Origin of the sequence: Halopiger aswanensis (assembly GCF_003610195.1) — an archaeon.
In the GTDB taxonomy this organism is placed as follows: domain Archaea; phylum Halobacteriota; class Halobacteria; order Halobacteriales; family Natrialbaceae; genus Halopiger; species Halopiger aswanensis.
Genome location: NZ_RAPO01000002.1, coordinates 1,391,081 through 1,414,390, shown reverse-complemented (window position 1 = coordinate 1,414,390; position 23,310 = coordinate 1,391,081). Strand labels below are relative to the sequence as shown.

Here is a 23,310-nt window from a genome sequence, read left to right as displayed (position 1 = left end):
GTTTCTATCTATGGTCGGTCGCGTGCGCCCGCCCGAACGCCGTCGGTGTCGGTGTCGTCTCGCCGCGATCCCTCGATCGGTACCCGCTCGAGCGCGTCGTCGACGACGGCGTCGCCGTCGCGGTCCCGGTCGTCGGTCTGGATCCGGTGTCGCATGACGGCCCGGGCCTCTACTTGCACGTCGTCCGGAAGCACGTACTCCCGGCCGTTGGCGACGGCGCGGGCCTGTGCCGCACGCAGCAGGGCGATCGTCCCGCGCGGGCTGACGCCGATGCGTGCATTTTCGCGGGTGTACTCGGCGAGCCGCGCCGCGTACGACCGGACCGGTTCCTCGACGCGAACGCCGGCAATCGTCTCGCGGGCGCGGACGATCGTCTCCCGGTCGGTCACCGGCTCGAGCGACTCGATGGGGTGGTGGCCGACGGTGCGGCCGAGCAGTTCGGTCTCCTCCTCGGGCGTGGGATAGCCCAGGTGGAGTTTCTTCATGAACCGGTCGAGTTCGGCCAGGGGGAGTTCGTACGTCTGGTTCGGCTCGACGGCGTTTTGCGTCGCGATGACGGTGAACGGATCCGGGAGCGCGCGGGTCCGGCCGTCGACCGTGACCTGTTCCTCCTCCATGGCTTCCAGCAGCGCGGACTGGGTCTTCGGCGGCGCGCGGTTGATCTCGTCGCCGAGCACGATGTTGCCGAAGACGGGGCCGGGCTGGAACTCGAACTCGCGGGTCTTCTGGTTGAAGACGTTGACGCCGGTGACGTCCGGCGGGAGCAGATCGGGCGTGAACTGTACCCGCTGGAACTCGCAGTCGACCGACGTCGCGATCGATCGGGCGAGCATCGTCTTGCCGACGCCGGGCACGTCGTCGAGCAGGACGTGCCCCCTGGCAAGCAGCGCGATCACGACGTGATCGATCACGTCGTCGTGGCCGACGATGACCCGCGAGACGTTCGCCGCGATGTCCTCGCAGAGCTCCGTAACCGTCGATATCGGGAGCGGGTCGACGCTCTCGTCGCTCGACTCCGTCGCAGGCGTCGGGTCTGTATCAGTCATCGTGGTCGTCTCGAGCGTCGGTCGGCGAGGGCGATCGGCGGTCGATAGCGGGGAGATAGCGGCGCATCGCTGTTGCTCCGTCATCGGGCGTTCCGGAATATAGGCCTTGTGTCGGCTCGCGTACGTGTTCGGTATAGACCGTGATGACGCTGTTGCCGGCGGTTTCCTGCGTCGGCGTTGCGGACGACCGTCTCGTCGCCATCAGTCGGTGATTTCGCGCTCACACTCATCACTCACTCCGACGGACGAGTCCGATGCAGCCGGCCGTTAGAACGAGACAGCCGTCGCTACCCACGTGATGATCGGAAAACGATACCTCTTGACGGTCCGTCTATAGTCGCTCGACGTTAGTCGCGCGCGGGCCCTTATCGGCCTGCTCGATGTCGAATTCGACCTCCTGCCCCTCCTCGAGGTCGGGGCCGCCGACGTCCTCCATGTGGAAGAACACGTCCTCGTCCGAATCCTCAGTCTCGATGAACCCGTAGCCGCCAGTGTCGTTGAAGAATGCGACCGTACCTTTCGCCATTGCACCTCTATAGAACCATGACGGAGATATAAATGTTCGGGGCGCGCTGTAGTGGTCTTTGTACCGGGGTCCGAATGACGGCCCCGCTTTGAAACGTCTATAACGGCGGGCTCGTCGAAGCCTCGAGGCGTGCCGGCCCACGGTCGACGCCTCCGACAGCGAGCGCAACCGGATCGCGTTCTGCCAGGGGGATCGTCACCGCGATGGGCGGCGACGCGCCCGAGACGATCCGCCGCCCGGCGACCGGATCGACGTCGTCCACTTCCGCGGCGTCTCGCGTCTCAGTCGTCTCTCGGCTCGAGATCCGCCGATTCACCGTCGTCCGTAGCCGTCGCCGTTTCTAGTTCCGTTTTCGTTTCCGACCCGATCGTCTCGAGGTCGCTCGTCCCCTCGTCTCGGGCTTGCGTCCCGGTACCGCTCGCAAACTCGAGTTCGACGGTCTCGTCCCGTCCGGCCCCGCTCTCGAGGCTGGCCGTTCCGTCGATCTCCCCGCGATCGATCGCGAACTCGTCGAGCAGGTCCCGGAGCGTTCGTGACCGTTCGGACAAGTCGTTCGCGTTCCGGGAGACGGTCGCGATCGCTGCCGTCTGGTCGGAGACGCTCTCGGCGACGGCGGCCGCCTCTCGGGCGGTCCTATCGCTCAGGGCCGTCACGTCTTCGGCCATCGGAACGAGGTCCTGGGTGGAGTCGGCGATCGCGTCAGTCGCGTCGTTGATCTCCTGAACGCCGTGGTCCGCCGCCGAGACCTCCGCCTCGATTTCCTCGAATGCTGAGACGGACTGCTCGACCGTCTCAGCGCCCTCGATCACGCGCTCGCGCATGGTCGCCATCTCGTCGACGGTCCTGTCGGTTTGGGCCTGAACGGTGTCGATCAACGACTCGATCTCCGCCGCCGAAGTTTTGGTCTCCTCGGCGAGTTGCTTGACCTCTTGGGCGACGGTCGCGAAGCCGGCCCCGTTCGTCCCGTCGCCGCCCGCGTGAGCGGCCTCGATAGAGGCGTTCAGCGCGAGGATGTTCGTCTGATCGGCGATATCCGTAATTACGCCGACGATCTCGTCGATCTCGGCCATCGAATCCTCGAGCGCGCGCATCTCCTCGAGGGCGGCGTCCGCCCGCCGTTCGATGCGTTCCATTTCCTCGCCGACGTCTTCGGCGGTGGCGATCCCTTCGTTCGCCCCCCGGGCGGCCCGCCGGGAGGTGTCCGCGAGGCTGTCGGCGGTCGAGGCGATCTCTTCGATCGTCGCGGACATCCCCTGGATCTCCGTCGCGATCGCCTCCATCCGCTCGTTCTGCTCGTCCGTCACCGCCGTGATCTCCTCGACCGAGTCGGCGACGCTGTCGTTCGTCGCCTCGAGGTCGGTACACTCCGCTCGAACGTCGTCGCTGGCGTCGGCGACGTCGCCGGCGAACGCCGAGATCCTCGCGATCGTCCGCTCGATATCGTCCACCGTCGCGTTGAACGTCGTCGCGATCTCGGCCATCGGCTCGCTCTCGGCGGCGGGATCGAGCCGCTGGGTGAGGTCGCCGTCGGCGCACTCGCCCATCACGTCGCAGTATTCGGCGGCTTTCCGCTCGAGGTACTCGTTTTGTTCTTGGGCCTCCCGGCGGGTCTGTTCGGCGCGCCGTTTGGCCGATTCGGCCTCCTCCCGGGCCTCGTCGGCCCGATCGCGAGCTTTCTCGGCCTGCTCGCGCGTCCGTTCGGATTCCTCGATTCGGGTGACGAGGGACTCGCGCATCTCGTCAACGGTCCGGTAGAGGTCGCCGATCTCGTCGACCCGCTCCGTCTCGAGGTCGACGTCGTACTCGCCTTCCCTGATCTCGGCGGCCCTGCTCGAGAGGGTTCGGATGGACGTGGCCGTGTTGCGGCCCACGACCACGCCGAACACGCCGATCAGTCCGACGCCGATGACCGTGATGAGGTAGCCGAACCGGTTGACCGTGGTGACGAACCCGAGGGCGTCGGCTTCGCTCGTGTGGACCAGCACGGACCAGCCCTCCGCGGTCGTGTGGTAGCCGACGACGTAGTCGTCGGGCGCGAACTCGTAGGGCGCCCCGCGGAGCGCCTCGCTGGGTCGCCCTTCAACCGTCGCGGCGCCCGGCCCGTCCAGCGCTGCCAGCTCCTGAAACCGCTCGTAGCCCTCGTACTGGCGGCCGAAACTCGCGTTCGCCTCGTCGCCGCCGTAGCCGAGCTTCCTGTTGTCACCGACGATCCGACCCTCCTCGTCAAGGATCGTCACGACGGTGTCGCCGCTCGTCTGCGTCGCGTAATCGCCGGTTCGATCCGAGAGCGCGAACGTGAACACTAGCGCGCGGTCGGCGTCCTCGCCGACCCCAATGTAGTACGACACGACGGGGTGTTCGTCCGCCGCCAGTCCGAGCTGATCCGGCATCGCGTAGGGTTCGGTCCGCTGCACGTAGTGCGTCGACAGATCGCCGAGCTCGTTCGTGTCGGGGAATTTGATCTCCGCGAGCGTCTCAGCGGTAGTATCGACGCCGGCGACGACCTCGCCGCTCTCGGTATCCACGTAGAGGGCGTGCATCCGTTCGTCGGGAAGATCGTAGTAGATGTCCTCGAGGTACGCTTTCGTCTCGTTGACGTCCCCCGACGCGACGACCGGGGCTCCCGCCGACGCGACGACGAAGTTCTCGTTTCGCGCGTTCCAGTCGTCGAACGCCTTCGCCTCCCGGATCGCTGTCTCCTCTTGCTCCTCGAGGGCCGTCGACTCGACGCTGTCGGTGATCGCCCCCGTCGCGGCGAAGCCCAGGGCGCCGATCGAGAGGCCCAACAACAGCAACACGATACCGAACTTCAGCGCGTATCGCTCCCTGACTGCCGCGGGAACGAGCCGCCGAACCCTCCGCCGTACGGACCGAACCGACCACTCCATGAGTATCTATTACGAAATATTACATCATTACTTCTGTATGTTGTGGCCGGATCGATCGACGGCGCCGTCGCTCACGAAACTAAATAGTCTATTAGGTCGGGAACGCCTGTATCCGGTATTTCGGCGGCCGTCGCCGCTCGAGCCCCTCACCACTCCTTGCAGTCGGGACAGACGAAGTCGTCGCCGTCTCGCCAGACGCGGTCGCTCTCTGCGTCGCATCGAGGGCAGACGTACTCGCCCCACGCGTACGTCGAGAGTGACGGGTTCGGGTCGGCTCGCGTCCGCTCCGGTTTATCGGTTCTGTCGGTGCCGTCGGTGTCGTCGCGTTCCTCCGGAGCAGTATCGCGCTCGTCGGCCACGTTCTCGGCGGCGCTCGAGTCGTCCCGCTCGTCGCTCGCGTCGACGGCGAAGTCCGAGAGGGTCGCGTCGTCGGTCACGGCACAGGGTAGGGCCGGTATCGGCTTAGTGGCTCCGACTCCGTCCTCGACGGCCGCGACGGTCCCGAATTCCGCACGGTCGCCGCCACCGTCGCCGCTATCGGGCCGCCCTCGTGCCGAACCGCGATGCGGGACCGGCACCGCCAAGTACCATCGCTGACAACCCCCACACATGGACACCGCCACACCGCTGAACGTGATCGTCGACAACATCACGGAGATGACTCGGCTCTTTACCGACGTCGCCCTGGGCGAGGGGCTCGCACCGCTGCTGGTGCTCGCCGGCATGGTTCTGGTCGTCTTCTCGCTCGCAGTCTTCGGCGTCCTGACCCTCGGTGCGATCGGCAGCCTCTTCTCCTCGACCTCCAGCTAATCGGATCGCCGGTTTCGGCGATTCCGACGACCGGGCGACTGCAACCGACAGCCGTCAGTCCGCCGTCGCACGCGCTAACGCGTCGCTCGCTCGCTCGATCGCGTCCTCGAGATCCGGCCCGAGCGGCGAGCCGACGACGATTCCGTCGACGTACTCTACGGCCGCTTCGAACCGCTCGGCGACCGTCTCGGTGGTTCCGGCGATGCAGAACGCGTCGATCATCGCCGGCGTCACGCGACCGAAGGCCTCGCCGAGGTCGCCCTGCTCTAGGGCCTCGCTGACCGCGCTCGCCGCGTCGCGGTCGATATCGTGGCGCTCGAGAACGGGATCCGCCGCGCCGCCGACGATGAAGGCGACGGGCGGCCGGGCGGCTTCGCGCGCGTCGTCCTCGTTCCCAGCGACGCTGACGCTCGCGAACGCGAGCGATTCGAACGCTCCCGCGTCGTCCGGTCGCTCCGCCAACCCCTGCTCGAGTTCGCCCGCGGCCCACTCGAGGTCCTTGGGGTGCGCGGCGTTGATCAGTACGCCGTCGGCGTGCTTGGCGCTCATCCGGAGCATGTGGGGCCCCTGCGCGCCGACGTAGACCGGAATCTCCCGTTCGTCGAGGTTGAGCGACGCGTCCCGCGCGGTGAAGGTTCCCTCGTGCGTGACGGTCTCGCCGGCCCAGAGGTCCCTCGCAACGTCGAACGTCTCGAGGACGCGCCGGAGCGGGCGATCCCTGTCGACGCCGAGGTTCGCCAGCGCGGAGCGGTCGCCGGCGCCGACGCCGAAGACGGCGCGGCCGTCGCTGACTTCGTCGATCGTCGCCGTCTGCGCGGCGAGTTTCACGGGATGGCTCTCGTAGGGGTTGACGACGCCCGGTCCCAGCCGGATCTCGTCCGTCGCCGCAGCCATCCGCGAGAGCACGACGAACGGATCGCGGTTGAAGTAGTGACTGCTCGAGAGCGCGAGATCGAACCCTTCGTCCTCCGCGAGCGCCGCCAGATCGGCGATCCGATCCGGCGGGTGTTCGGGCGTGAGTTCGATTCCCCACGTCGCGTTCGCGCCCGAATCGGGTTCGGAGTCCGTCTTGCCCTCGCTCATCCGTCTTCCCTCCACGTTCGTCTCGTCGGGACGCCGCTCGAGCGACGAACCGGAACCGCGTGTCGACTCATGTCCGCAGGGTCGGCGACCGCGGTAAAAAGCCCACCGTCACCGGCGACGGTGGCCGTCGTCGCTGTTTTGTTTCGGTCTCGAGACGCGGGGCTAACCTCGAACGGCTCGCTCACTCGCGGCGGGCCCGGAAGAACAACGCTGCGCCGCGGCGGTCGAACTCGACGCTCGAGAACCCCGCCGCCCGGAGCCGCTGTCGGAGGTCGGTCGCGTCGAACGGCTCGACGTCGAGAACGCCTTTCGCGGTCGCTCGAACCGGCAACAGCTCGAGCACGTAGTCCTCGACCAGCGTCGTCCCGACGAATACGCCGCCGGACCGCAACACGCGCCCGATTTCCTCGAGCACGACGTCGGGATCCGGCAGGAGGTGCAGCGCCCAGCAGCAGGTCCCCCGATCGAACGCGTCCGCGTCGAACCACAGCTCGTCGGCGCTCATCTGCGCGAACGCGATGCCGTCGAGCCCGTTCCGCGCCGCGTACCGCGTCGCCCGCTCGAGCATCCCTGCGGCGATGTCGATGCCGACGACGGCCGCGTCGGCGGCGACTGTACGGGCGATCCGTCCCGTGCCACACGCGACGTCGAGGACGGTCGGCGCGTCGCCGTCAGCCACATTCGTATTCTCTAGCTCGAGCATCTCCACGACCAGTTCGCGGTCGTCTCGCGGCGCGCCGGGGCCGCCGACGAACCGGTACAGCGGGTCGAACCAGAACGGCGACTCGTAGATCGGCGCCAACCGATCGAACAGCGTCTCGTGGGAGTCGTCGGGAACGGGAAACCGCGGAATGCCGTCGACGACCGAGACCGTCGCGTCGCCGTTCGGACAGACGAACGCGTCGTCGTCCTCGCCCCCGGACTTCCGGCGGGATAGTCGCCGTCCGCAGCGTCGACAGGCATACCGCGGCTCCGTCGCAGTCGCGTCCATCGCCGGTCCCTCCCACCGCTGTGACCTTAGTTCTCGGTGCGCCTCGAGTCAGCCGTCGAACTCCCACTCGCGAAGCGCCTGGCGGACGAGGTCGTCTTCGACCGACCGGAACAGTTCGTCGCTGCCCTCGAGGTCGCCGAAGTCCCAGTCGCTGACGACGACCGCGGGCGTCCCGCCGGCTCCTTCGCCGGTAACGAGGTTCGCGGCGGCGCTGAGTTCGTCGACGACCGACTGCACCGTGACCTCGAGTTCGTGGCCGTCGCGGTCGGTCTCGCCGCGCCAGTCGCGGCTCGCGGGCATGCCCGCCCAGCCGATCGCGACGCCGCGCTGGCCGTGGCGGAACGGCCGGCCGCAGGTGTCGGTGACGATTACCGCGACGTCCTCGATGCCCCGCTCCTCGAGGCCCGCGCGGATCCGCTCGGCGCTTTCGCTCGGCCGCTTCGGCAGCAGGAGGAGGTCGTGACCCGGCACGTTCGAGCGATCGATCCCCGCGTTGACGCAGATGTGGCCGAATCGCGTCTCGGTCAGCAGGAACGGGCAGTCGATCAGCACCTCGGTACTCTCCTCGAGGACGGCCTGTGCGAACCGCGGGTCCTTCTCCTCGGCCGTCAGTTCCGCGATCTTGTCCGCGATCTCCTGTGCGCGGGCGCTGACGGGGTAGTCCTCGAGGTCCGCCGTCCGCCCCTCCGCTTTCGAGACGATCGTACTCGCAATAGTGAGCACGTCGCCGGGCGCTACGTCGTCGCCGACCCGCTCGGCCACGAGCGCGGCGATGTCGTCGCCGGGGCGGATCTCGGGGAGGTCCGCCACTGGTGTCAGTTCCATACCGGTGGGTTGGCGAGCGGCGTCAAAAACGCACCGTCACCGGCGAGCGAACGCCCGCGGGATCGGCCGGCGGTTACCGCCGGTCGTCCTCGGCCTCGGCCTCGACCTCGACCTCGAACAGCGCGCCCGGCCCGTCGACGTCGATCCCGGCCACTCTACAGACGTCCCACAGCGTCGCGCCGTTGCTCGTGAGCACCGGGAGGCCGAGTTCGGCCTCGAGCCCCTCGATCGCGGCGAGCGAGCGGTAGTTCGTACAGGAGACGAAGACGGCGTCGAGGCCGTCGAGGCCGTCGAAACCGTCGAAACCGTCGCAGTCGCCGCGATCGTCGCCGACCAGATCGATCACCTGCTGCCGAGCCTCTGCCGGCCGCAACTCGCCGATCGCCGTGTTGGCCGCCAATCCGCGCCCGTCGAGGGCCGCGACCTCGAACCCCGCCGCCTCGAGGAACTCCCGTTCCTTCGCGTCGAGTTCGTCGGTGTACGGCGTCGCGACCGCGATCCGCTCGGCGTCGAGCGCCTCGAGCGCGCGCACGACCGACCGGGCCGTCGCGACCGCTGGGACGCCGGCCGCCCGCTCGAGGCGCTCCTCGAGTTCGGCGTCGAACCCGGGGCCGTGGATCAGGCTGCCGGTCGTGCAGGCGTAGGCGACCGCGTCGACGTCGGCGTGGCCCAGTAGTTCGGCCGCGCGGGCCGCGTCGTCGCTCATCGCGTCGAGTTCGTCGACGGTGACCGACTCGAGGGCCATCCGCGCGCCGTGGACGGTGATCGAGTCCGGGAGGTGTGCCCGGAACTCGGGTTCGGCGGTCGTGTTCGACGAAGGGACGATCAGGCCGAGCCGACCGCGTCGATCACCGCGATCGCGGTCGGCGAGTCGATCGGCAACCATCGGTCTAGACACCCTCGTCGTCCCGTTCGTCCCGTTCGTCCGGATCGCCGTGGCCGCCGCCGCCGGGCGTCCGCACGGTGACGGTCGTCCCGGCGTCGACGTCGACCGTCGTCTTCGCGGGCACCGGTTCGCCGTCGATCAGATTCTCCCCGGTCGCGCCGTCCTCGCCGCCGGCGACGCCCTTCGGCGCGTGGCGACGGCGCTCGGTCAGCAGCGACACCGTCGCCGGCTGCTCGACGGTGACGGTGCGCTCGAGGCCCAGGCCGCCGCGGAACTTCCCGCGGCCGCCGCTGCCGTCCCGGAGCGCGTAGCGCTCGACCCGCAGCGGGTACTCCGTCTCGAGGGACTCGACGGGCGTGTTCAGCGTGTTGGTCATGCCGACCTGAACGCCGTCCATGCCGTCCCGATCCGGGCGCGCGCCGAAGCCGCCGCCGATCGTCTCGTAGTAGGTAAAGGAGCCGTCCCGCGCGCCGACGGTCAGGTTGTTCATCGTGCCCTGCCCCTGCGCGGGGACGCGATCCGGCGCGGCCTGCGCGAGCGCGGTGAAGACCACGTCAGTCACGCGCTGGCTGGTCTCGACGTTGCCGCCGACGACGGCGGCCGGCGGCTCCGGATTCAGGAGCGTCCCCTCGGGTGCGCGCACGCTGACCGGTTCGTAGCAGCCGTGGTTCGGCGGGATTTCGGGATCGGTGATACAGCGCACGACGAAGTAGACGGCGCTCGTCGCGACCGAAAGCGGCGCGTTCAGGTTCCCCGCGACCTGATCGGCGGTCCCCGCGAAGTCGACGTCGATCCGGTCGCCGTCGATCGTCACCGCGACCGAAATCTCGACGTCCTCGTCGGTGACGCCGTCGCCCTCGAGGACGTCGGTCGCCTCGTAGGTCCCGTCCGGCAGCGCGGCGATCTCCTCGGTGATCCGCTCGCGGGAGTAGTCGATCACCGCGTCGAAACCTTCGAGGACGGTCTCGCGACCGTGTTCCGCAAATAGCGCCTCGAGCCGATCCTCGGCGCGTTCGTTGGCCGCCTGCTGGGCGCGGAGGTCGGCCTTGCGTTCGCCCGGGTTGCGGACGTTCGCGAGCACGAGCGAGCGCACGTCTTCCCGCGGTTCGCCGCCCTCGACGAGCCTGGTCGGCGGGAGCCGCAGTCCCTCCTGGTAGATCTCCTGCGCGCCGGCGGGCATGCTGCCGGGAGTCATGCCGCCGACGTCGGCGTGGTGGGCGCGGGAGACGGCGTAGCCGACGATTTCGTCGCCAGTATCGCCATCGTCGGCTCCACCGTCGCCGCCCTCGCTCCCGTCGCGGCCGGGCGCGATCGGCGAGACCATCGTCACGTCCGGCAGGTGCGTCCCGCCCGTGAACGGATCGTTGAGCACGAACACGTCGCCGGGCTGGGGATCCCGTTCGCGGACCGCCTCCACCGCGGCGGGCATCGCGCCGAGGTGGACCGGGATGTGCTCGGCCTGGGCGATCATCCGCCCGTCGGCGTCGAACAGTGCCGTCGAGCAGTCCCGTCGCTCCTTGATGTTCGGCGAGTACGCGCCCCGAATGAGGGTCTGGCCCATCTCCTCGGCGACGCTCTCGAGTTGGTTGCGCAACACCTCGAGGGTCACCGGATCGATGTCGGTTCCGTCGCGTTCGGTGTCGTCCGTCGCGGTGTCCGTATCTGTATTCGTGTTCGACGTCATCGGTCTCCCTCCGCGTCGTTCGTTTTGGTCAGCACCAGGGTCCCGTCGGCGAGCACGTCGCCCGACCAGGCCGGCGGGACGACGGTCGTGCTCTCGGCCTGCTCGAGGATCGCCGGCCCGTCGACGGTCGCGCCCGGTGCGAGCCGGTCCCGCTCGTAGACGGTCGTCTCGCGGGCGCCGGCCTCGGCGCCGGGGAAGTGCGCCTCCCGAGTGCCGAGGACGGCGTCGCCGGCGCCCTCGTGGCGGATCGTCGGCTCGTCGCCCGGAATCGTCGCCGTCGTGCGGAGGTTGACGACCTCGATCGATTCGTCCATCGCGTAGCCGTAGGCCCGCTCGTGGGACGAGTGGAAGCGCTCCGCCACCGCCCGGGCGTCGAACTGTTCGTCGACCGGAACGGTGAGTTCGAAGCTTTGGCCTGCGTACCGACAGTCGGCGGCCCGCTCGACCCGCGCCGCGTCCGGCTCGGACGCGTCGGCGAGCACGTCGGCCACCAGGTCGTCGTAGACGGCCTCGAGGTCGGCGGTCTCCGCCGCCTCGAGGCTGACCCCGACGGTCCGGACGGCGTCGTAGCTCTCGTCGGCCGCGAGCAGCCCGAACGCCGAGAGCACGCCGCCCGGCCGCGGGACGACGACCCGATCGACGGACAGCGACTCGGCCAGCGCCGCGGCGTGCATCGGCCCGGCGCCGCCGAAGGCCACCAGCGCGAACTCGCGGGGGTCGTGGCCCCGCTCGACGGTCACGGCGCGGATCGTCCGCGTCATCGTCGCGTTCGCCACGCGGTAGACCCCGCGGGCCGCCTCGAGCGGCCCGTCCAGTCCGGCCTCGTCGGCTAGCCGAGCGAGCGCCTCGCGGGCTGCGTCGACGTCGAGGGTCATCTCGCCGCCGAGGGCCGTCTCGGGGCCGATGTAGCCCAGCACGACGTTGGCGTCGGTGACGGTGGGATCGGTGCCGCCGCGGCCGTAGCAGGCCGGCCCGGGCTCGGCGCCCGACGACTCCGGCCCGACCCGGAGCGCGCCCCCGGCGTCGACCCAGGCGATCGAGCCGCCGCCCGCGCCGACGGTGTTCACGTCGACCATCGGCGTCCGGATCGGCAGCCCGTCGATCTCCGCGTCGGTCGTCCGCTCCGCGCGGCCGTCCCGGACCAGGCTCACGTCGCTCGAGGTGCCGCCCATGTCGAAGGTGACCAGCCCCGCGACATCCTCGTCGTCGACGGTCGCCGCGGCCCCGACGACGCCCGCGGCGGGACCCGACAGCGTCGTCGTCACCGCGTGCTCGCGGACCGTCTCGGGGTCGGCGATCCCACCGTTAGCCTGCATGATCCGCGGGGTCGGGATCCCCGCGTCCGACGCTTCGTCGACCAGGCGGCCGACGTAGCGGTCGATGGCAGGCCGGACGTAGGCGTCGACCGCGGTCGTCGAGGTGCGCTCGAACTCGCGAAACTCGGCGAGCACCTCGTGAGAGGCCGACACCGGCACCTCGAGTTCCTCGCGCAGCGTCTCGGCGACGACGCGCTCGTTTTCGGGGTCGGCGTAGGCGTGGAGCAGACAGACCGCGACCGCCTCGACGTCGCGCTCGCGCAGCGTCGCCGCCAGGTCGCGGACCTCGCGCTCGTCGACCGGGCGTTCGACGCCGTCGGTCGTCGTCCGCTCGTCGACCTCGAAGCGCAGGTCGCGGTCGACCAGGGGCGCGGGCTTCTCGGCCTCGAGATCGTAGAGGTCGGGCCGGTCCTGGCGCCCGATCTCGAGGACGTCGCGAAAGCCCTCGGTCGTTACGAGCGCCGTCCGCGCGCCGCCGCGCTCGAGCAGGGCGTTGACTGAGACGGTCATCGCGTGGGCGAAGCCGTCGATCTCGGCGGGGTCGATCCCCGCGTCGTCGCAGGCCTTCTCGATCCCCTCGAGGACGCCGACGTGTTGGGGATCGGTGGTCGGCACCTTCGCGGTGACCAGCCGGTCGTCGACCGAGAGGGCGACGTCGGTGAAGGTGCCGCCGACGTCGACGCCGATTCGGGTGTCGGTATCGCCGTCGGCGTCGCCGGCAGCGGCGGTCGAGTCGTTGCTGTTCATAGGGGCGTTCGTCGTGTCCGCGTTCGTGTCGGAGACGTTTGAATCGTTCATCGAATCGTCAGACGAGCAGGACGTCGTAGAGCGTTCGGAGGCCGATACCGACGACGACGAGCGTGACGAGCCCGCCGAGGACGTTCTGGACGCCGCTGTTCGTGTACCGTCCCAGCAGGTCGTCGTTGTTCATCGCGTAGATGAGGAAGACGGCTAGCAGCGGCAGCAGGAGGCCGTTGGCGACCTGCGCGAAGACGATCACCTGCACCGGGTTGTAGTCCAGCGCCGAGAAGACGGTGCCGACGCCGATGATCGTCAGCCAGATCGCGCGGAACCTGGTCGACTGCAGATCGCGCTCCCAGCCGAGCGCGCCGGCGGTGGCGTAGGCGCCGGCCAGCGGCGCACTCATCGCGCTGGTGAAGCCGGCCGCGAACAGCCCGATCGCGAACAGCGTCAGCGCGTAGCCGCCGAAGACCGGCTCGAGCTGGTCGGCCATCTCGCCGACGTCTTCGATCTGGGTTCCCTCGGGGAACACGGCGGCGGCCGTGACGACGATCGCCGTCGTGATGAGGCCGCCCACGATGATCATCCCGATCGTGTCCGTGCGACACTCGGCGAGGTCCTCGGGGCCGTCCCATCGCTCCTGGACGGTGCTCGCGTGCAGGAACAGGTTGTAGCCGACGACGGTGGTGCCGACGAGTCCGGCGATGAGGTACGCCGATCCGTCGGGAATCGTCGGGACGAGTCCGCCCGCCAGCGCGCCGACGTCCGGTCGGACCACGACGGCGTTTATCAGGAAGGCCCCGCCCATGACGGCGACCAGGCCGACGAAGACGCGCTCGATCAGCTTGTAGTTCCCCGTCCACAGCAGTCCGGCGGCGACGAGGCCGATGATCGGTCCCCAGACGTTCTCGCTGATACCGGTGATCGTCGAGAGGCCGGCGGCGCCGCCGACGATGTTGCCGGTCTGGAACGCCGCGGTCCCGATGCCGATCGCGCTCACGACGAGCGCGACGGAGATCGTCCGCGGGATCGGGTTGTCGAACTCGTTTCGGAACGCCTCGCCCAGGCCCTCCTGGGTGATCAGTCCGAGGCGCGCGCTCATCTCCTGCAGGACGATCGTCGCGAAGATCGAGAAGGCGATCGTCCACACCAGTAGGTAGGCGTACTCCGCGCCGATTACGCTGGCGGTGGTGACGGTTCCCGGTCCGACGAACGCCGCGGCGACGAGCGCTCCCGGACCGATCGCTTTGAGTCGGCTAATGATGCCCATGGTACGTATTCGCATATACCACGGCACGATTCCATCAAAAAGATTGTTGAGAATCGGACATACGGTCGCAGCACTGCCGTTCTCGAACTCGATAGCGGTGTGAAACAGTATGAATCCGTATGAAGCCGGGACGGCGGTCTCGGCCTCGGACGCGACGCTCGCGGACCGGTCGACTCGGTCGTCGCTCGAGGCACCTCACTCGGGCACTCGCTCCGTGATGATCACCTTCGAGACGCCCTGCTCGACCTCGATCTCCGTCGGCAGATCGACCGTGCTGCGCTCGATAAACCGGGTCATGAACCACCGGACCGCCTCCGACGGGAAGACCAGGTGGTAGACGCGGTCGTCCTCGCGGCGGACCTCCAAGAAGCCACAGAAGGAGAGCCACTCGAGCAGGTCGCCGACCTCGTCGAACCGGGTCGCGTACTCGCGGGCGTGATAGTCCGAGACCCGGTCGGCGGCCTCGACGAACGCCGGATCGGGATCGCCGCCGTCGTAGCAGTACTCGAGGAACGCGTGCAGGAAGTCCACGTCGAGGAGGACGTGTTCCCCCGACGAGAGCATTTGGTAGTACTGTTCGAGGTTATCGCTGGGTCGTCCGCTGGCCGCTTCGAAGTTCGCCGCGTAGAAGGTCAGGGCGCGGCGGACGATCTCGCTTTGGCCCTCGTCGGTCTCGGCGACGAGGGTCTCGAGGGCTGCGGCCGAGTCGTCGTCGAGTGATACCGTCACACGCTGTGTCATGGTGTGACGCGCGCACCCGAGACGGGTATAGTTCACGCACTCGGTACGGAGACGCGGCCCGCAGTCGTCGACCGTCCTGCTCTCGCCCCTGGCGTCACGTCGCCCTTGCCGGTCGCGCCCGTCAACTGGAACTAGTCCGCAGATCGACCGTCAACTCCCCGCCCTCGACGGTCGCGACCAGCATCGTCTCGTAGGTCGCCGGCCGGGCCGCGGTCGCGCTGCCGGGGTTGAGCACGCGGGTCCCGTCGACGACCGTATCGACGACCTCGTGGGTGTGGCCCGCGACGGCGACCGCGTTGGCATCGGCCCCGACGACGTCGTGTGCCGTCTCGAGCACCCGCCGGTGCCAGTCGCTCGGCGACCCGGTGCCGTGCGTGACGACGAAGGTGACGTCGTCGACGACGAGCGTATCGGTCACCGGCAACTCGAGCGCTCCCGGATCCATGTTCCCGCGGGCGCAGATCAGGTCGCCGTCGGCTAACTCCCGGACGCGCTCGTAGGCCGCCTGCGAGTCGAAATCGCCCGCGTGGATCGCGTGGTCGGCCGCCCGGAGTTCGTCGGCGACCCACTCGGGAATCTCGGTCGCTCGGGACGGAACGTGCGTGTCGCTCACGATCGCGACGCGAGTCATGTGCGGTCGTACGACGTCGAATCCCGAAAGCGATTCCCTCCGGGCGCGCGTGGCCTCGCGTATGAGCGATTCATCGGAGCCGCCGACGGCGGACGGGGACGACGCGGCGGACGAGAGCCACGTCGTCACCGCGTTCCTCCGCTACCGCGGCGAGATACTGCTGTTGCGCCGCAGCGACGCCGTCGGCACCTATCGGGGCCAGTGGGGCGGCGTCTCCGGCTTCGCCGAGGACGACCCGGACGCACAGGTTCGCGCCGAGATTCGCGAGGAAACGGGACTCGAGGACGACGACGTCTCGCTCGTTCGCTCCGGACGCCCGGTCCGATTCCGAGACGAGCTCGCGGACGGCGGCGAGCGCGAGTGGGTCGTCCACCCGTACCTGTTCGACGTGACCGTCGACGAACCGGCGATCGAACGCAGCGAGGAACACGACGCCCTCGAGTGGGTCCCGCCGACGGAAATCGTCGCACCCGGGTTCGCGGCGGCGACGGCCGACCGCGACGCGTTCGAGACGGTCCCCGAACTCTGGACCGCCTACGAGCGCGTCGCGCCGACGGTGCGCTCGATCGCCGCGGACGACGAGCACGGCGCGGCCCACCTCTCGATCCGGGCGCTCGAGGTGCTGCGAGACCGCGCGGGATTGCTGGTCGCCGAGCGCGAGGATTTCGGCCCTGACCCGGAGGGCGAGCGGGAAGAAATCGCGGAACTCGCGCGCCGCCTGCTCGAGGCGCGGCCGTCGATGGCCGTGCTCCGGAATCGGGTGAATCGGGTGATGGCCGAGGCCGCGGCGACGGATGCCGATGCGGAGCCCGATTCCGAGGGCGCTCCCGCCGCCCTCGAGGCGGCCCTCACCGGAATCGACCGCGCGCTCGCAGCCGACGAGGAAGCCGCGGCGACGGCGGCCGAGTCGATCGACGGCACGGTGCTGACGCTCTCGCGATCCGGCACCGTCCGCGAGGCGCTCCGCAACGGCGAGCCGTCGCGGGTGTTCGTCGCCGAATCGCGCCCCGCTCGAGAGGGGGTCGCCGTCGCCGAGGAACTGGCCGCCGATGATACCCCCGAGTGTCCGGTCACGGTCCACACGGACGCGGCCGCGGCGCACGTTCTCGCGAGCGAGGACGTCGACCGCGTCGTGGTCGGCGCGGACACGATCCGCCCCGACGGCGCCGTCGTGAACAAAACCGGGACTCGAGCAGTGGCGATCACTGCTGCCCGCGAGGATATTCCCGTGACCGTCGTCGCCGCCACGGACAAGGTCTCGACCCGCGAGGAGGTGAACCTCGAGTCCGGCGACCGATCGGCGGTCTACGACGGCGAGGCCGCGGTCGACGTGCTGAACCCGACGTTCGACGTGACGCCGGCCGACTACGTGACCGAGTTCGCGACCGAACGCGGCGCGCTCGCGCCCGACGAACTCGAGCCCGTCGTCGAGGAGTTGCGCGACGTCGAGGACTGGGGCGATCAGTGACGGGCCGAGCCGGGAAGCGACAGACCGAAACCCCCTCGAGCCGAAATTCAGGTGGCGGCCGTGACGAAGAGTTACCCCCTCCGAGCCCCTTGTGACGAGGGCTTTTTCCCGAGCCGCCGTTCTCACTCGCCGCGTAGCTCCCGCACTGATTCGGCGTACGCAGCAGCACCGCCGAGATCGTCCTGCGTTCGTGCAAACTTTGAACCTCGAGTCATGCGTAGCGCCAGCTATGGAGTTCGAACTCGAGCGAATCGGCGTCCACGAGTCGGTCGAAACGGTCTTTCCCCCGTCGGAACTCGTCGACTACCTCGCCGACGACCTCGTCGAGGTAGCCGTAATCGGCGACGACCCGGACGAAATCGCCGCGTGCGACGCCGTCGTCACCTTCGAGCACCGCGACGCCTACCTCGAGGTCGACTGGGTCCACTCGATCCAGGCCGGCGTCGACCGGTTCCCGTTCGACGAGTTCGAGGCCGAAGGGGTCGTCCTCACCAACAGCACCGGGATCCACGACCGCTGGGTCGGGGAAACGGTCGCGGGCTATCTCCTTTCGTTCGCCCGGCGGCTCCATACCGCCGTCGCCAATCAGCAGGAACGTCGCTGGGATCAGCCGGACTGGAACGAGGGATTCACGCTGCCCGGCACGACAGCCTGCGTTCTCGGCACCGGGACCCTCGGCAGCGGCGTCGCCGAGGTGCTGGGCTCGCTGGGCGTCCGCGTCACCGGCGTCCGCCGCTCCGCGGAGCCCGTCCCCGGCTTCGAGGAGATCTACGCGACCGAAGACCTGCTCGAGGCCGTCGGTGACGCCGACTTCGTGATCGTGACGCTGCCGCTGACCGAGGAGACGCGCCACCTCGTCGACGCCGACGTCTTCGAGGCGATGCGCGAGGACGCCTACTTCGTCAACGTCGGCCGCGGCCCCGTCGTCGACGAATCCGCGCTGATCGACGCCCTCGAGACCGACAGCATCGCCGGCGCAGCTCTGGACGTCTTCGAAACCGAGCCCCTCCCGGAGGAGTCGCCGCTGTGGGACATGGACGAGGTGATCGTCACGCCCCACTGCGCCGCGTTCACGGAGGACTACTTCCGGGCGGTCGGCGACATCGTCCGGGAGAACGTCGAGCGCCTCGAGTCCGGCGAGCCGTTCCACAACCGGGTGGTGTGAGGTGGGCGAACCGCCGTCAGCGGGCGACGATCCAACGCTTGACGTCGCTTCGGAGATGGCTTCCACTGTCCGCGTTCGCGAGGCAGCCGACGGCGACGCCACTGCCATGGCCGACATCCACGCCGCTGCGATCCGCGAACGCGGCAGCGACACCTACGACGACGAGCAACTCGAGGCCTGGCTCGCGAACGTCCACCCCGAACGGTACCCCATCGACGACGGCGGGTTCTGCGCGCTCGTCGCCGAAACCGACTGGGACGACCTCGTCGGCTTCGGACTGCTCGATCTCGAGCCAAGCGCCTACGGGTCGGACACCGGCCGGATCAAATCCATCTACGTCCGTCCCGACGCTGCTCGGACCGGCGTCGGGACGGCGCTGATCGACCGGCTCGAGGCCGCCGCTCGCGAGGCTGGCCTCGAGCAACTCGCGCTCACGGCGTCGGAAAACGCGATCGAATTCTACGAGCGACAGGGGTACGAAGGCGTCGACACGCGTACTCTCGAGATGGAAGACGGCGTAACGCTGCCGGCGCTGCGGATGCGAAAGCGACTCGACTAGGATCGACACTCCGTCACGCTTCGACCGCTTCGAGCCGCTCGATATCCGCCGCCAGTTCCTCGAACAGTTCGTCGGCCTGCTCCTGATCGTAATCGGTGTGGTACTCTTTCGGGACGCCCTCCGCGGCCAGCATGTAGTGCAGATCGGGCTCGACGTCGTGTTGCTCGAGACACTGCCGAGCGCACTCGAGCGGGCAGCCGTCGATGGCGACGACCGGCCGCCCGGACGTCGCGGTCTCGACCAGCGGTCCGACGTCGCCGCCGACGCCGGCGATGCAGGACATCTCGGCGATCTGCTCGCGGTCGAGCGACACCGCGAGGTCGTTCGCCATCTGAGCCGCGCTCGAGCAGCCCGAACAGGAGTAGACGAGCGGGAGATCGTCGTATTCGTCGGTCATGTGGGTGATCTATCTCTATCGTGACCCGATAGTTGTCGTCCCGAACATGTGCTGACGAGCGTGCCGCCTCGAGTCTGCCATCCAGTGCAAGCAAAACTGGTCGAACGGCCGGGCGCGCGACTCGAGTATCACGAGAGTCGCGCAACTCGGGGAAGGGCAGGCCATCGCACTGCTATCAACCGCGAGCGAACGAAGTGAGCGAGCGGGCCGACGACCGATGTGGAGAACGCAGAGCGTTCGGAACGGAGGGAGGAGTGCTTTTCATCGAAGTTTTACCGAGGGCGCGCCATAGGCGCGCCCGCAGAGTAAAAGTTCGTTAGAAAAACTTGAACAGGTCGTCCCGCTGCTGCTCGTGGAGGTGCTCGCGGACGGCCTCGTTCAGCGGTTCGATCCGGCCCTTTTTGGCGGTGATCGGGGCGATGGTTTCCTGCCACTGCTTCCACGGGGGGTAGAGGCCGAGGCGGTCGCAGAGTTCGTTGAGGCGCTCGTCTTTGTCGTCGACCTTGTCCATCTTGTTGACGGCCACGACGGTCGGAATCTCGAGGTCCCGAAGGAAGTGAAACATCTCGACGTCGTAGGGAATCTCGTCCGGTCCGGAGTGGCGGTCGATGATGTCGATGACGCTCTTGCCGTCGACGACCAGAATGCCGACGAGGATGTTCTCGGCGTAGTCCTCCAGATAGTGGACGATGTTCGTCTTGATCTCCTCGCGGTAGTCCTCGTCGACGCCGCTCATGAATCCGAAACCGGGCAGGTCGGTGATGACGAAGTCCTCGGGGGCCCAGTCGTAGTGGTTGGGCTGGCGGGTGACGCCGGGCTTGCCGCCGGTGTCGAACGTGTGGCCGGTCAGCTCGCGCATGAGCGTGGATTTGCCCACGTTCGAGCGACCGACGAGGGCTACCTCGGCCTCGCGATTGGGACGAGAGTCGAACATACGCCACCGTAGGCGCGTCGTGCCTATATACGCGTTGTACTGTCCTCGGGCGCGGCGGCCTCGAAGCCGTCCAAACGGAGACTGCGCGTGTCGCCGTGGCCGACCAAATCGGTCGACGAGCAGGCGACCGAATGCCCCCGGAATTATGACCCCTGACTGTCTCACCCATCGATGTGCGGCTCGTACAGTTGACAGTGCCGACGGGTAAGCGGGAGACGATCCTCGAGGCCCTCGACGAGCGCGAGATCGACTACGTGCTCACTGACGAGGATAGCAATCGAGACTACACCGCAGTCGTCTACTTCCCGCTGCCGGATCCGGCGGTCGAGCCCGTCCTCGACGAACTCCAGAGCGTCGGCGTCGACGAGGACGCCTACACGGTCGTCGTCGACGCGGAGACGGTCGTCTCCCGTCGCTTCGAGGCGCTCCGCGAGGAGTACGAGAACGGCGACGTCGAGTCCGACCGCATCTCTCGACAGGAACTGCAGGCCGAAGCGGACGATCTGACGCCGACGTTCGGCGTTTACGCGATCATGACGGTCATCAGCGCGCTCGTCGCGACCGCGGGCCTCCTGTTGGACTCGCCGGCGGTCGTCGTCGGCTCGATGGTGATCGCGCCGCTGATCGGCCCGGCGCTGGGCGCCAGCGTCGGCACGGTGATCGACGACGAGGAACTGTTCAAAGAGAGCGTGCTCTACCAGATACTCGGCGTCGTGCTCGCGATCGCGGCCGCGGCCGTCTTTGCGTTCATCGTCCGGACGGCGAACGTCGTCCCGCCGGGACTCGAGATCGATATGGTCAGCGAGATCTCCGAGCGGCTCACGCCGGATCTGCTCTCGCTGGTGATCGCGCTCGGCGCCGGCGTCGCGGGGATCATCAGCATCGCGACGGGAACGTCGGTCGCGCTGGTCGGCGTCATGATCGCGGCGGCGTTGATTCCGCCGGCCGCGGCCGCGGGGGTCGCGCTCGCCTGGGGCCAGCCCTCCGCTGCGATCGGTGCGACGGCGCTCGTGCTGGTCAACATTCTCTCGGTTAATCTCGCCGGACTGGTGACCCTCTGGTACGCCGGCTACCGGCCCGAGAGCCTGTTTTCACTCGGCGAGACGGAACAACGCCTTCGGCGCCGGATCGTCGCGCTCGGCTTCATCGTCCTCGTCTTCGCCGTCTTCCTCGGGGCGATCACCTACGCCTCGTATACCACCGCGACCTTCGAACAGAACGCCAACGAGGAAGTCGAACAGGTCCTCGCCGCCGAGGAGTTCGAACAGTACCAGTTGCTCGAGTTCGAGGTCGTGATGGGCGACGATTACCCGTTCCTCGGGCCGGAACGGGTGATCGTAACGATCGGCGGCCCGCCGGACGCGACGGCGCCCGAGTTGGCGGACGTCCTCCACGAGCGAATCAATCGCCACACCGACGAGTCGGTCCGGATCGAGATCAGATACGTGACCATCATCGAGCGATAGCAAACTGCTCGAGCGGAGAGGTCGTTATCGGCGGCGAATGCGCTCGAGGAGACTCGTCGTTGTGGGTGTATCCGAACTCGCGTTTGTCCCGGTTTCCGACTCGCCCGCGCTCGAGTCGCCGCTCGTCCGAACCCGTCCGAGTCGACGTCGGAGCCACGTTCGCGGGCCGCCGATCCGCTTGACGAGGTACGTCGGGAAGTACAGTGCGACCGCACCGAGCGCGAGGAAGCCGACGCCGCCGACGAGCCGGCCGGTGCGGACGAACTCGAACCCGACGACGAACATCGGGCCGGCCATCGAGAGCCCCGCGGCGTACTGGAGCATGTCGAACAGGCCGAGTCGCGTCACGGTCTCGCCTCCGAACTTGAGTCCGTATCCCGCCTGCGAACGCTCATTCCTCGAACGGGAGCTCCGGCTCGTAGTCGACCGCCTCGATCGCCGCGTCGAGGACCGTCTCGACGTTCTCGCCGGTCTCGACGCTCATGGTGTAGTCGGCGTCCATCTCGTCGCTCGCGGTATCGTCCCAGACCTCTCGTCGATCGGCCTTGTTCGCGACGGTGAGCACGGGGACCTCCTCGAACTGGCCTGCGATCGAATCGCGCAACTCGAGTTGCGAGGCCAGCGGATAGCCACATTCGCCGCTGGGGTCGATCATGACGAGCATGCAGTCCGCGAGGTGCTCGATGGCGCTGACCGCCTGCGATTCGATCTCGTTGCGCTCTTCCGGCGGGCGGTCGAGCAGCCCCGGCGTGTCGACGATCTGGTAGCGGATGTGGTCGCGCTCGAAGTGGCCGACGCCGATTCCCTTCGTCGTGAACGGATACGAGGCCGTCTCGCCGCGGGCGCTCGTGATACCGTTGACGAACGACGACTTGCCGACGTTGGGGTAGCCGGCGACGACGATCGTCGGCTCCTCGGGGTCGATATCGGGCAGGTCCCGGAGATCGTTGCGCGACTTGTTGATATACAGCAGGTCGTCGTCGATCTGCTCGACGATGTCCGCCAGGCGGGCGAACGCCTGTTTGCGGTGCTTGCGCGCGGTGTCTACGTCCGTTTTTCGCAGCCGGGGCTGGTACTCCTCGTGAATCTCGCGGGCTTTGCGGCTGGCCCACATCACTTCCGAGAGGCTCTGTCGCAACTGGTCGACGTCGACGATCGCGTCCGCCAGTTCGTAGTAGAACGGGTGGACGTCGTCCTCGTACTCGAAGTCCGGCCAGGCCGTGACGACGTTCTCGAGGTTGTCGGAGATGATGTTGGCCGCCGTCTGCAGCATCGACTGCTGGGCCTCGAGGCCGCCTTTGGCCTTGCCGGCCCGCGCTGCCCGCGAAAACGCTTTGTCGATCAACTCTTCCGACGTGGGCGTCGTCGGAAGGTCTTCGAAAATCATGCCCGTCGCTATGACCCGCGCCCATAAAAGGGCGTCCGTTGGCCGCCGTCAGCTTATCCCTCCCGACGCCCTACGGTGGGCTATGACAAACTGGCGCGCGGTCTTCGTCGGATTCGTCGTCGCGACCGTCCTCGGAATCCTCGGGTTGGCCCTGCCGGGCGTCGGCCAGCTCGCGGCGGGGTTGATCGGCGGCCTCGTCGCCGGCTACATGGCCGGCGGGGGGATCGGGAGCGGCTTCTGGCACGGTCTGCTCGCCGGCGCGCTCGGCGGGATCATCGGCGGCCTGCTCATCGGCGTCGCGGTCGGCATCGCCGGCCTCGCGCTCGGCCCCGTCGGGGGCGCGGTTTCCGGCACCGTCGGCCTGGGCATCTTCGCGTTCGCCGTCGCCGTCTCGCTCGTCATGGCCCTCGAGAGCGCGGTCGCCGGGGCCGTCGGCGGCGCGCTCAACTCCGGCGCCGAATCCGGGCGCACGACGGGCGGACAGCGATACTGACGC

Annotated in this window: 24 protein-coding genes; 6 read left to right on the top strand and 18 right to left on the bottom strand. The window is 68.4% G+C overall.

Annotation, left to right across the window (positions count from 1 at the left end; genetic code table 11):
• Positions 1-8: 8 nt before the first annotated feature.
• The 5 genes from ATJ93_RS13880 to ATJ93_RS13855 all read right to left on the bottom strand — a co-directional run bounded on the left by ATJ93_RS13880 (position 9) and on the right by ATJ93_RS13855 (position 4,897).
• A complete protein-coding gene (locus tag ATJ93_RS13880; RefSeq protein WP_120245195.1) occupies positions 9-1,046 on the bottom strand; it encodes an AAA family ATPase in 1,038 nt (345 codons plus the stop codon).
• On the bottom strand, positions 1,039-1,248 hold the full coding sequence (locus tag ATJ93_RS13875; RefSeq protein WP_120245194.1) for a hypothetical protein: 210 nt from the start codon (positions 1,246-1,248) through the stop codon (positions 1,039-1,041). The genes ATJ93_RS13880 and ATJ93_RS13875 overlap by 8 nt, the downstream gene beginning before the upstream one ends.
• Before the next feature lie 129 nt (positions 1,249-1,377).
• On the bottom strand, positions 1,378-1,572 hold the full coding sequence (locus ATJ93_RS13870) for a cold-shock protein (protein WP_013880905.1): 195 nt from the start codon (positions 1,570-1,572) through the stop codon (positions 1,378-1,380).
• A gap of 281 nt (positions 1,573-1,853) precedes the next feature.
• Positions 1,854-4,460 (bottom strand): methyl-accepting chemotaxis protein, encoded by a 2,607-nt coding sequence (locus ATJ93_RS13860; RefSeq protein WP_120245192.1) that lies wholly within the window; start codon positions 4,458-4,460, stop codon positions 1,854-1,856.
• A 146-nt stretch (positions 4,461-4,606) separates the two neighbouring features.
• Positions 4,607-4,897 carry a DUF7573 domain-containing protein gene (locus ATJ93_RS13855; RefSeq protein WP_120245191.1) on the bottom strand — a complete coding sequence of 97 codons (291 nt, stop codon included), beginning with the start codon at positions 4,895-4,897 and terminating at the stop codon, positions 4,607-4,609.
• Between the two features lie 172 nt (positions 4,898-5,069).
• Here ATJ93_RS13855 and ATJ93_RS13850 point away from each other — a divergent pair, with 172 nt between their 5' ends.
• Positions 5,070-5,270 (top strand): hypothetical protein, encoded by a 201-nt coding sequence (locus ATJ93_RS13850; protein WP_120245190.1) that lies wholly within the window; start codon positions 5,070-5,072, stop codon positions 5,268-5,270.
• Positions 5,271-5,324: 54 nt separating this feature from the next.
• On the opposite strand, the gene ATJ93_RS13845 is transcribed toward ATJ93_RS13850, so the two are convergent.
• The 9 genes from ATJ93_RS13845 to ATJ93_RS13805 form a co-directional block, all read right to left on the bottom strand.
• Positions 5,325-6,353 (bottom strand): 5,10-methylenetetrahydromethanopterin reductase, encoded by a 1,029-nt coding sequence (locus ATJ93_RS13845; protein WP_120245189.1) that lies wholly within the window; start codon positions 6,351-6,353, stop codon positions 5,325-5,327.
• A gap of 181 nt (positions 6,354-6,534) precedes the next feature.
• A complete protein-coding gene (locus ATJ93_RS13840) occupies positions 6,535-7,344 on the bottom strand; it encodes a class I SAM-dependent methyltransferase (protein ID WP_120245188.1) in 810 nt (269 codons plus the stop codon).
• A gap of 48 nt (positions 7,345-7,392) precedes the next feature.
• Positions 7,393-8,169 carry a coenzyme F420-0:L-glutamate ligase gene (locus ATJ93_RS13835; RefSeq protein WP_120245187.1) on the bottom strand — a complete coding sequence of 259 codons (777 nt, stop codon included), beginning with the start codon at positions 8,167-8,169 and terminating at the stop codon, positions 7,393-7,395.
• 73 nt (positions 8,170-8,242) lie between these two features.
• Positions 8,243-9,055 carry a maleate cis-trans isomerase family protein gene (locus tag ATJ93_RS13830; RefSeq protein WP_120245186.1) on the bottom strand — a complete coding sequence of 271 codons (813 nt, stop codon included), beginning with the start codon at positions 9,053-9,055 and terminating at the stop codon, positions 8,243-8,245.
• Positions 9,056-9,059: 4 nt separating this feature from the next.
• Positions 9,060-10,739: a hydantoinase B/oxoprolinase family protein gene (locus ATJ93_RS13825; RefSeq protein WP_120245185.1), complete on the bottom strand. Its 1,680-nt coding sequence runs from the start codon at positions 10,737-10,739 to the stop codon at positions 9,060-9,062.
• Positions 10,736-12,802 carry a hydantoinase/oxoprolinase family protein gene (locus ATJ93_RS13820; RefSeq protein WP_120245287.1) on the bottom strand — a complete coding sequence of 689 codons (2,067 nt, stop codon included), beginning with the start codon at positions 12,800-12,802 and terminating at the stop codon, positions 10,736-10,738. Before ATJ93_RS13820 ends, ATJ93_RS13825 begins: the two co-directional genes overlap by 4 nt.
• A gap of 58 nt (positions 12,803-12,860) precedes the next feature.
• The gene (locus ATJ93_RS13815) at positions 12,861-14,066 is read right to left on the bottom strand and encodes an Nramp family divalent metal transporter (protein ID WP_120245184.1); all 1,206 of its coding nucleotides are present in this window, start codon (positions 14,064-14,066) and stop codon (positions 12,861-12,863) included.
• A 195-nt stretch (positions 14,067-14,261) separates the two neighbouring features.
• The gene (locus tag ATJ93_RS13810; protein WP_120245183.1) at positions 14,262-14,807 is read right to left on the bottom strand and encodes a ribbon-helix-helix protein, CopG family; all 546 of its coding nucleotides are present in this window, start codon (positions 14,805-14,807) and stop codon (positions 14,262-14,264) included.
• A 121-nt stretch (positions 14,808-14,928) separates the two neighbouring features.
• The gene (locus ATJ93_RS13805; RefSeq protein ID WP_120245182.1) at positions 14,929-15,438 is read right to left on the bottom strand and encodes a metallophosphoesterase family protein; all 510 of its coding nucleotides are present in this window, start codon (positions 15,436-15,438) and stop codon (positions 14,929-14,931) included.
• Between the two features lie 61 nt (positions 15,439-15,499).
• On the opposite strand from ATJ93_RS13805, the gene ATJ93_RS13800 reads away from it, so the two are divergent.
• The 3 genes from ATJ93_RS13800 (at position 15,500) to ATJ93_RS13790 (ending at position 18,630) form a co-directional block, all read left to right on the top strand.
• A complete protein-coding gene (locus ATJ93_RS13800; RefSeq protein WP_245977561.1) occupies positions 15,500-16,906 on the top strand; it encodes an NUDIX domain-containing protein in 1,407 nt (468 codons plus the stop codon).
• Positions 16,907-17,135: 229 nt separating this feature from the next.
• Positions 17,136-18,071 carry a D-2-hydroxyacid dehydrogenase gene (gene ddh / locus ATJ93_RS13795; RefSeq protein WP_120245181.1) on the top strand — a complete coding sequence of 312 codons (936 nt, stop codon included), beginning with the start codon at positions 17,136-17,138 and terminating at the stop codon, positions 18,069-18,071.
• 55 nt (positions 18,072-18,126) lie between these two features.
• On the top strand, positions 18,127-18,630 hold the full coding sequence (locus tag ATJ93_RS13790; RefSeq protein ID WP_120245285.1) for a GNAT family N-acetyltransferase: 504 nt from the start codon (positions 18,127-18,129) through the stop codon (positions 18,628-18,630).
• Positions 18,631-18,643: 13 nt separating this feature from the next.
• On the opposite strand, the gene ATJ93_RS13785 is transcribed toward ATJ93_RS13790, so the two are convergent.
• Both ATJ93_RS13785 and engB read right to left on the bottom strand, forming a co-directional pair.
• Positions 18,644-19,027, bottom strand: a complete 384-nt coding sequence (locus ATJ93_RS13785; protein ID WP_120245180.1) for a putative zinc-binding protein — start codon at positions 19,025-19,027, stop codon at positions 18,644-18,646.
• A 316-nt stretch (positions 19,028-19,343) separates the two neighbouring features.
• Entirely contained in the window at positions 19,344-19,961 is a 618-nt protein-coding gene (gene engB, locus ATJ93_RS13780; RefSeq protein ID WP_120245179.1) for a GTP-binding protein EngB, read from the bottom strand.
• A 173-nt stretch (positions 19,962-20,134) separates the two neighbouring features.
• Here engB and ATJ93_RS13775 point away from each other — a divergent pair, with 173 nt between their 5' ends.
• Positions 20,135-21,427, top strand: coding sequence for a TIGR00341 family protein (locus tag ATJ93_RS13775; RefSeq protein ID WP_120245178.1), 1,293 nt, complete (start codon positions 20,135-20,137; stop codon positions 21,425-21,427).
• A 24-nt stretch (positions 21,428-21,451) separates the two neighbouring features.
• Here the strand turns inward: ATJ93_RS13775 and ATJ93_RS13770 are convergent, their stop codons facing one another.
• On the bottom strand, positions 21,452-21,751 hold the full coding sequence (locus ATJ93_RS13770; protein WP_394338800.1) for a hypothetical protein: 300 nt from the start codon (positions 21,749-21,751) through the stop codon (positions 21,452-21,454).
• A 67-nt stretch (positions 21,752-21,818) separates the two neighbouring features.
• On the bottom strand, positions 21,819-22,814 hold the full coding sequence (locus ATJ93_RS13765; RefSeq protein WP_120245176.1) for an NOG1 family protein: 996 nt from the start codon (positions 22,812-22,814) through the stop codon (positions 21,819-21,821).
• An 82-nt stretch (positions 22,815-22,896) separates the two neighbouring features.
• Here ATJ93_RS13765 and ATJ93_RS13760 point away from each other — a divergent pair, with 82 nt between their 5' ends.
• Positions 22,897-23,307, top strand: a complete 411-nt coding sequence (locus ATJ93_RS13760) for a DUF5518 domain-containing protein (RefSeq protein WP_120245175.1) — start codon at positions 22,897-22,899, stop codon at positions 23,305-23,307.
• Positions 23,308-23,310 lie beyond the last annotated feature (3 nt).